This is a genomic window from Aurantibacter sp. (assembly GCF_042094015.1).
GTDB lineage: Bacteria > Bacteroidota > Bacteroidia > Flavobacteriales > Flavobacteriaceae > Aurantibacter.
Genome location: NZ_JBELDZ010000061.1, coordinates 5,833 through 14,540, shown reverse-complemented (window position 1 = coordinate 14,540; position 8,708 = coordinate 5,833). Strand labels below are relative to the sequence as shown.

The window sequence follows — 8,708 nt, the reverse complement described above, 5'->3', positions numbered from 1 at the left end:
TAAATACTATAAACGTAAAAAATAGAGTTAGTAGTGTTTTCATAAGCTTTAGTTTTAAAGTTTAATGTAAAACTATAACCAAAGTCTTATTTATAAAACCAACAATGAGTGAACAGTACTTTTGAGTGAGTGAAGCTAAATTTTTAATATTAAAAAAATATATACTTTTGCAAAAATATAAGTATTAAATTATGACAACAAAACTACCTTTATTACTATCATTAATATTAAGCTTATCTTTTATAGGATTTAAAAGTTATAAAAAATTAAATACTAATACTACATATGTCCACATTCTTAAAGCTGGTGGCGTTGGATCTCTACTTGGTTTAGATAGAACTGGAAGTCCTATTTCTGGCGGAATAAACTGTGGTCAATGCCATAGTGGTGCAATTAATAACGCAGCTATTTCTATTACCGCTAAAGATGGAATGGGTACTGTAGTTACAGGTTATATTCCTGGAGCAATTTATACTCTAGAATATAATGTAAGTAGTAATTTTGGTTTTGCAAGAGGTTTTCAATCTGTGTTATTAGATGGAACTAATGCTCAAGCAGGAGCATTATCCAGTCCAGGAGCAGGTACAACTATCTCTACTATAGGTGTAAGACAATACGTAGAGCATTCTACACCAAGTTTCTCTGCTGGGTCAACAATTTTCACTACTTCATGGACCGCTCCGACGGGAATGAGTGATATTACAATTTATGCTGCAGGTATTGTTGGTAACGGTAATAATGCAACTTCTGGAGATGAGGCTACTAATTCAGAATCTTTAACATTAGTAAATAACACATTAAATACTACAGTATTTGAGTTAGTTGACTCTATTAAATTATTTCCAAATCCATCTAACGGTTCTTTTAATCTTGATTTAGGGAAAAACTATAAAGAAACAACAATCGATATTATTGACGTTAATGGAAAACTAATTAAAACAATTAATGCGTATAACGAAAAAACAATTCGCTTTAATATAGAAGCAAGTACAGGTTTGTATTTTGCTAAAATTAAAACATCATCTAACGAGTTAGTGACTTTAAAGCTTTCAATAAAATAAAAAACAAAATTAACAATCTTAAATCCAGTACTTATGTGCTGGATTTTTCATTTTTGCATCTAGTTATTATTACAATAACTCTAACGATTTAATACGTTGAATTTTACCAGAACTTGTTTCTACAAAATTAGGTATATTATAAACTGCTTTAGGAATTTCAGATTTATTTAAAGACTTAAAAATAGAAGTATTTAATTGATTTGTTTTAGATTCAACAATTAAAATTGCAACTTCTCCATAAATTTGGTTTTTTTGTGCCGCTATAAAAAAACGTTCCTTAATAAAAGGTTCTAACTTTGCCTCTATTTTTTCTGGAAACAATTTTAACCCACCAGAATTAATTACATTATCTATACGACCTAACCACTCAAATTCTGTTTCAGAATATAGATTAACAACATCGTTAGTTATAATAGTTTCTTTGTTTAATTGAGGTGCTTTAATAACTAAGCAATTTCTATTATCTTGAGAAATAGTAATATTGGGTAAGGTTTTAAAATAAGGCTTATAATCTATTTTGTTTATAGGTTTTATAGCAATATGTGTGATGGTTTCTGTCATTCCATAAGTTTCAAAAACCGACGTTTCTATAGATTGAAGTTCTTTTTTTAACGCATGAGAAACAGTTCCGCCTCCTATAATTAAAATAGAAAACTGATTTAAAACATCTAAATTCTTTTCGACTTGCGAAGGAATCATTGCTACGAAATCGTAATGCTTAGAATTTATATCTAAATCTATTTTAGGAATTATAGTATCTATTTCTAATCCAAGAACCATAGCGCGAACCAACATCATTTTTCCTGCTATATAACTAACCGGCAGACATAACAAGGCAGATTGCGTTGGTTTTAAATTAAAAAACAAACCAGTTGCTAAGGCAGAAGCCTTCATAACTTCTTTACTTAAATATATAGTTTTTGGTTTACCTGTAGAGCCAGAAGTTTTAACTTTTACTACTGCTTCATTATTTAACCAAGCTATTAGAAAACGACCTATTTCAGCTTCAAAATCGTTACTCTTATCTGTTAAATACTTTGCCTTTTCTAACAATGTATCGTTAGTGTACGTAACACCATTTAATTTAAAGCTACTATGTAAAGAATTAGGACTCAATATTATTACCCTTTAATTTGATCTATTTCAGTCGAAGGTTCAATAGGCATTTCTATCTTACCAAAAAGTTTTTCTTTCCAATTAGTCCATTTATAAACTTTCGCAAAAATTAATAATAAAATTGGATAAATAATAAACACTGGCAATACTAAATCTATAAACTCTAAACTTGGCTCAGAGACTTCTTTTAAAACGGAATGCGTTTGGAAAGCTGTCCAATTTGCAGTAACTAAAAGTGCCGTAAATAAGTTATTTGCTGCATGAAACCCTAAAGGTAATTCCATTCCTTCATCCATTAAAGTTAATATTCCTAAAAATAAACCTGTACCTATATAATATATCATAATAGAGTAACCTAGCTTACCAACTTCAGGATTAAAAATGTGCATTCCTCCAAAAATAACAGATGTCATTACTAATGGAAACCATCTATTTTTAGCTAAAAACCCAAAACCTTGCATTAAATAACCTCTAAAAACTAATTCTTCTACACTAGTTTGAATTGGAACTAAAATAATAGCTATTATACATAGAATAAGAAACCGATTTAATTCAAAATTCCATTCGTAATTTTCAGGATTTGAAGTATAATCAGCATAAATCATAACTACAGAAATAATTCCCCAGAAAATAAATGCAAACCCAAAACGTTTCCAATCTATTTTATTTCTTGTAGTAATAATAATTTTTAATGTTTGCTTATGTAAAAATTTTACAGCAATCCAAAGTCCTAAAAGCGCAAAGACAAAAGACAGTAATAATAAGGCTATGTTTAAATTAGGCTCTAAATAAGATAACATTTTTGTCTCGTCTAATTCATAAATATTTGTGCCATCTTTAATTGCTTTAGCAAAAACCGCTACTGTAAATGGCATTTGCCCAACTAGAGTTGCTCCAAAAATAATTAATGAGCCAATTAAATAGCGCCAAAATTCATTTTTACCATTATAAGCTTGTTGTATAAAATTCATAGTTTAAAATTTAAAATCCCAATTTACTTTGGTGTTATATGTTATATGCCCTTTTTTAATTTCTAATGGCGAAGATATATTATTTGTATATAAACTTCCTGTTCCTAAACCTTGAGGTATATTAACTTGTTTTGTAAATGTGTATTGCGTTATGGCATTTAAGCCAATATTACTTTCTAATGCGCTTGTAATCCACCAACCTATTTTTTGTTCCTTGGCTAAATCTATCCATTGATTACTGCCTTTAAATCCGCCAATAAAACTTGGTTTTAAAATAATGTATTGCGGTTTTATGGTTTGTAGCAAGTCGCGTTGTTTTGTTACACCAAAAACACCAATTAATTCCTCGTCTAAAGCAATTGGCAAAGGTGTTTTTTCACAAAGTCTTGCCATTTCTTGAATCTGACCTTTTTTTATAGGCTGCTCTATACTGTGCAAATTAAATTCAGATAATTGTTTTAGTTTCTCTAAAGCAGTATTTGGAGCAAAAGCACCATTAGCATCTACACGTAACTCAATATCTTCTTGGTTAAATTCTTTTCTAATAGATTTTAATAAGTTTAATTCAGTATCAAAATCTATAGCTCCAATTTTCATTTTAATACAACTAAAACCAGCTTCTATTTTATCCTTTATTTGTTGTTTCATAAAGACTTCTGTTCCCATCCAAATTAATCCGTTAATTGGAATACTTGAATTTCCTTTAGAAAAATCTGATGGAAAAATATCGAATTCATCTTTACTCACTAAAGACTTAAATGCAATTTCTAATCCTATTTGAATACTTGGAAAAGCTTCATTCTCTTGATATAAAATACCTAATCCCTTATTTATATTATCACAAGTATATTTTAATTGGTCTTCGTAATCTGGTCTGTCATCTATGCTTAAACCTCTAAGAATACCGCATTCTCCTATACCTTTATTTCCATTTTCTTCAAGAATTATAAACCAAGTTTCTTTAGTTTTTAAAATACCACGTGAAGTTCCGCTTGCTTGTTTAAATTCTAAAATATGTTTTTTATAAGTCGCAATCATTATCATCAAAATTACTAATAAAATTTACTACTTTAGTGTTATAATTTATCAAAATGACAGAATTTCCTCAAATTATACTTTTTGCAATTCCTGTTTTTATTTTAGCTATACTGTTAGAACTTTATGTGGCATCAAAAAACTACACAACAAAAGATTCTATAGCATCTATAAGTATGGGAATTGGTAATGTTTTACTTGGTTTTATAAGTAAAGGTATTGTTTTAGCATGTTTTGTGTTTGTTTATACTAATTTCAGGTTTTTTACTATTCCAATAACTTGGTGGAGTTTTATCTTGATCTTTTTTTTAGATGATTTGGCTTATTATTGGTTTCATAGAATATCTCATGAATGTCGGTTATTTTGGGCTTCTCATATAGTGCATCATTCTTCTAAACACTACAATTTAAGTACGGCTTTAAGACAAACTTGGTCTGGTGGATTTTATACATTTATATTTTGGTTATGGTTACCTCTTTTTGGCTTTCATCCTGGTATGATTATGCTGCAAATGTCGGTGAGTTTAATTTACCAATTTTGGATTCATACAGAAGCTATAAATAAAATGCCTAAATGGTTTGAAGCTATTTTTAATACGCCATCACATCATAGAGTTCATCATGGAAGTAATCCAATCTATTTAGATAGAAATCACGCAGGAATTTTAATTATTTGGGATAGACTATTTGGTACGTTTCAAGCAGAATTAAGTTCTGAAAAAGTAGTTTACGGTCTTGTTGTAGATATTGAGACTTATAATCCAGTAAAGATTGCTTTTCTAGAGTGGAAAGAACTTCTTAAAGATGTGTTTTTAGGTGATAAAAGTTTTAAGAAACGATTATTATACTTTTTTAATCCTCCAGGCTGGAGACATGATGGAACCGGAAAATTAAGTGATGACTTACGAGAAGAGTACTTAAAATCTAAAGATGAATTATAGCAATTAAAACTCTTTTAGATATCAAAAACAGCTACTTCTGATCTACTTCCAAAACGAATAGGTAATATACTCGTTCCAATGCCTTTAGAAACATACATTTTAAGTTTATCGCCATATAAACCTTTTAAAAATTGTCCGCTTCCTTGAGGTTTAAAAGGAACTATTCCTAAAAAAGTTATTTGTCCTCCATGCGTATGTCCAGATAATACTAAATTTGCATTTAATGTGTTTTCTTTAGTTTGAATAGTTTCAAAATATTGCGGACAATGATTTAAAATCAAAGCATCGTTTTTTGTGTTAAGTGAAGATGTTGACGCTTGTAAATTAGCTTTTCCTCCAACAAAATCGTCTATTCCAATAACATTTATGGTTCTTTTATTCTTAGTAAAATTTGAAGTTTTATTAATTAACAACTCACAATTATGCGATTTATAAATTTTGTTAAGTTCTGAAATATTTACGTTTCCCCAATATTCCCAATTACCTAAAATAGCATATTTTTTAATTGAAGGATCTAATAATTCTAAAAATAAATTCAATACAGATAAGTTGTTATTATCGTCCAAAGCATCGCCAGTAAAACAAACTAAATCTGGTTTCATCTCGTTAATCTTTGAGGCAATAGACTTATGAAAACTTTTAATACTCTGAATATGTAAATCTGATAACTGAACTACTTTAATTTTTGCTTCAGTGTTTGGTTTAGATACATCAAAATAATTCCAATCTATAATGTAACGTTCAAACCAGAACATATCTATTGCCAATATACTTGATATGGCAAGAATAGTACTTTTTATAAAACGTCTTCTAGAATTAATTTTCATTTACAATAAACTTCCAATACCAATTAAGATAGCTAATAAAAAAGTAGATAAAGCTAACTTTTTTAATTCTGGATCAAACTCATTTGGGATTGTTATGTTTGAAATTCTTTTAACATGAAGCATTAGTGGAATAAACGCCACTAATCCTAATAAACTAAACCAACTATTAAAACTTAATACCATAAAAGCCAAAGCTGTTTTTAATGCGATACTTATTAAAACATAATGATAGTTTTTCGCTTTTTTTGCTCCAAATTTTAACGCTAAGGTATTTTTATTAGTAGCAGCATCGGTTTCTATATCTCGCATATTATTAAGATTTAAAACCGCAGTACTTAATAAGCCAATTGATATTGCTGGTAATACAATTAGCCAATCAATATGTTTTGTGTATAAAAAATACGTTCCTAAAACGCTTACCAATCCAAAAAACACAAATACAAAAACATCTCCAAAACCAGAATAACCATAAGCGTTATTACCAACGGTATATTTTATAGCTGCTGCAATAGAGATAATTCCAATAGCAAAAAACAATAAAGAATATAAAAAATTATCTGCACCAAAAGACACATAAATTAGTCCAATAGCTAAGAGCAAACTAATAATACTTGTAATAATTACTGCACGTTTCATATCTGCAGAGGTAATAATTCCGCTACCAACCATACGTTGTTCTCCTACTCTATTATCGTCTGTTCCTTTTACGCCATCTCCATAATCGTTTGCAAAATTAGATAAAACTTGAAATGCTACTGTTGTTAGAAATGCTAAAATGAAGATTATGTAGTTTTTATCTGAAAGTGATGTTCCAAAACAATTAAAAAATCCAGTTTCATAAATTGTTTGCTCATTATGAAATCCAGCCAAACAACTTCCTAAAATAATTCCAGAAACGGACAATGGTAAAGTTCGCAATCTTGCAGCTTTTATATAAGCTTGAGTTTTGGTCATTCGTACTTTTTCAAAAAATTAAAATAGATAAATTTACAATCACTAATTAGGAATCCATTTCTTTTCAAAGTTAGGTGCACGTTTTTCTAAAAAAGCATTTCTACCTTCTTTAGCTTCTTCTGTCATATAAGCCAAACGTGTAGCTTCACCTGCAAAAACTTGTTGTCCAACCATACCATCATCCGTAAGATTCATAGCATATTTAAGCATTTTAATACTCATTGGAGACTTCGCTAAAATTTCCTGAGCCCAATCGTAAGCCGTTTGTTCTAACTCATCATGTGGAATTACGGAATTGACCATTCCCATTTCGTAAGCTTCTTGTGCCGAGTAGTTTCTTCCTAAGAAAAAGATTTCACGTGCTTTTTTCTGACCAACCATTTTTGCTAAATATGCAGAACCATATCCACCATCAAAACTAGTAACATCTGCATCTGTTTGTTTAAAAATAGCGTGTTCTTTACTTGCTAAAGTTAAATCGCAAGTAACATGTAAACTATGTCCGCCACCAACAGCCCAACCTGGAACTACTGCAATTACAGCTTTTGGCATAAAACGAATTAAACGTTGTGCTTCTAATATGTTTAAGCGATGATAACCATCGTTTCCAACATAACCTTGATGTCCACGAGCTTTTTGATCGCCACCAGAACAAAAACTAAATACGCCATCTTTCGGACTTGGACCTTCGCCAGAAATTAATACTACACCAATACTTGTATCTATTGTAGCATCTTGTAAAGCATCAATTAACTCAGATGTTGTTTGCGGTCTAAACGCATTTCTAACTTCTGGTCTATTAAAAGCTATTCTTGCTACTCCATTACACTTTTTGTACGTTATATCTTGATATTCTTTGGCTGTTTTCCAGTTAGGTTGTTCCATTTTTTAGTATTTTTATCAAAAATAAATCATTTAATTTAAACATTTGTTTCAATATGAAAAAATATAGTCTATATCTTATTTTCGCATTAATCTCAACTTTAGGTTTTTCACAAACTAGAACTTTTGAACTTATAAAAGACGTTGAAACCACCGAAGTTATTAGCCAAGGAAATACTGGAACGTGTTGGAGTTTTTCTGCTTCTTCGTTTTTAGAAAGTGAGATTATGCGTATTAATAAAAAGCGTATTGATTTATCTGAAATGTTTAATGTAAGACATACTTATGAGACTAAGGCTTGGAATTATGTTATGCGCCAAGGAAAACTTCAATTTAGCCAAGGCGGATTAGGTCATGATGTTATTAATAGTATTGCTGAATATGGCTTTGTTCCAAATGCGTTTTATACAGGTTTGAAAGAAGATCAAAAAAAGCACAACCACTCCAAATTAGTAGATGCTTTAAAACCTGTTTTAGATAGTTTTATTGGTAAAAAAATAACAGATTGGAAAACACCTGTTTCTTCTATTTTAAATGATAAATTAGGTGCGCCAACTACAAGTTTCTTTTACAAAGGTGTAAATTATACACCTATTAGTTTTATGAAGTCCTTAAAGATTGAACCTAAAGTTTATGTTAGCTTAACTTCTTTTACACATAAACCTTATTACACGGAATTTGTTTTAAATATTCCTGATAATTTTTCTAATGGTGCTTTTTACAATATTAAATTATCAGATTTAATGGCAACTACTTTATACGCTTTAGATAATGGTTATTCTATAGAATTAGATTGCGATGTAAGTGAAAAAACATTCTCTTCAAAACATGGTGTTGCTATTTTGCCAACAGAAGAAGCTAAAGACCTAACGATAATAACTAAAGAAATTGTAGTTACTCCTGAATTAAGACAAGAAGCTT

Annotated in this window: 9 protein-coding genes; 3 read left to right on the top strand and 6 right to left on the bottom strand. The window is 29.7% G+C overall.

Translation table 11 applies throughout. The annotated features are described in order from the left end of the window. The first annotated feature begins 191 nt into the window (after positions 1 to 191). Positions 192 to 1,061 carry a choice-of-anchor V domain-containing protein gene (locus ACFDSN_RS09220; RefSeq protein WP_375239560.1) on the top strand — a complete coding sequence of 290 codons (870 nt, stop codon included), beginning with the start codon at positions 192 to 194 and terminating at the stop codon, positions 1,059 to 1,061. Between the two features lie 69 nt (positions 1,062 to 1,130). Here the strand turns inward: ACFDSN_RS09220 and ACFDSN_RS09215 are convergent, their stop codons facing one another. Genes ACFDSN_RS09215 through ACFDSN_RS09205 form a run of 3 tightly spaced genes read right to left on the bottom strand, consistent with a single transcriptional unit; the run spans position 1,131 to position 4,186 of the window. Further along, a complete protein-coding gene (locus ACFDSN_RS09215; RefSeq protein ID WP_375239559.1) occupies positions 1,131 to 2,177 on the bottom strand; it encodes an AMP-binding protein in 1,047 nt (348 codons plus the stop codon). A 5-nt stretch (positions 2,178 to 2,182) separates the two neighbouring features. Then, entirely contained in the window at positions 2,183 to 3,148 is a 966-nt protein-coding gene (locus ACFDSN_RS09210) for a lysostaphin resistance A-like protein (protein ID WP_375239558.1), read from the bottom strand. Between the two features lie 3 nt (positions 3,149 to 3,151). Then, a complete protein-coding gene (locus ACFDSN_RS09205; protein WP_375239557.1) occupies positions 3,152 to 4,186 on the bottom strand; it encodes an o-succinylbenzoate synthase in 1,035 nt (344 codons plus the stop codon). A 53-nt stretch (positions 4,187 to 4,239) separates the two neighbouring features. Between ACFDSN_RS09205 and ACFDSN_RS09200 the strand changes: the two genes are divergently transcribed. Then, a complete protein-coding gene (locus ACFDSN_RS09200) occupies positions 4,240 to 5,124 on the top strand; it encodes a sterol desaturase family protein (RefSeq protein WP_375239556.1) in 885 nt (294 codons plus the stop codon). 14 nt (positions 5,125 to 5,138) lie between these two features. On the opposite strand, the gene ACFDSN_RS09195 is transcribed toward ACFDSN_RS09200, so the two are convergent. Genes ACFDSN_RS09195 through ACFDSN_RS09185 form a run of 3 tightly spaced genes read right to left on the bottom strand, consistent with a single transcriptional unit; the run spans position 5,139 to position 7,790 of the window. Then, on the bottom strand, positions 5,139 to 5,951 hold the full coding sequence (locus ACFDSN_RS09195) for a metallophosphoesterase (RefSeq protein WP_375239555.1): 813 nt from the start codon (positions 5,949 to 5,951) through the stop codon (positions 5,139 to 5,141). Next, a complete protein-coding gene (gene menA, locus ACFDSN_RS09190; protein WP_375239554.1) occupies positions 5,952 to 6,905 on the bottom strand; it encodes a 1,4-dihydroxy-2-naphthoate octaprenyltransferase in 954 nt (317 codons plus the stop codon). Between the two features lie 42 nt (positions 6,906 to 6,947). Beyond that, a complete protein-coding gene (locus ACFDSN_RS09185; RefSeq protein WP_375239553.1) occupies positions 6,948 to 7,790 on the bottom strand; it encodes a 1,4-dihydroxy-2-naphthoyl-CoA synthase in 843 nt (280 codons plus the stop codon). A 53-nt stretch (positions 7,791 to 7,843) separates the two neighbouring features. Here ACFDSN_RS09185 and ACFDSN_RS09180 point away from each other — a divergent pair. Then, a partial coding sequence (locus ACFDSN_RS09180) for a C1 family peptidase (protein WP_375239552.1) occupies positions 7,844 to 8,708 on the top strand: 865 nt, incomplete at its 3' end.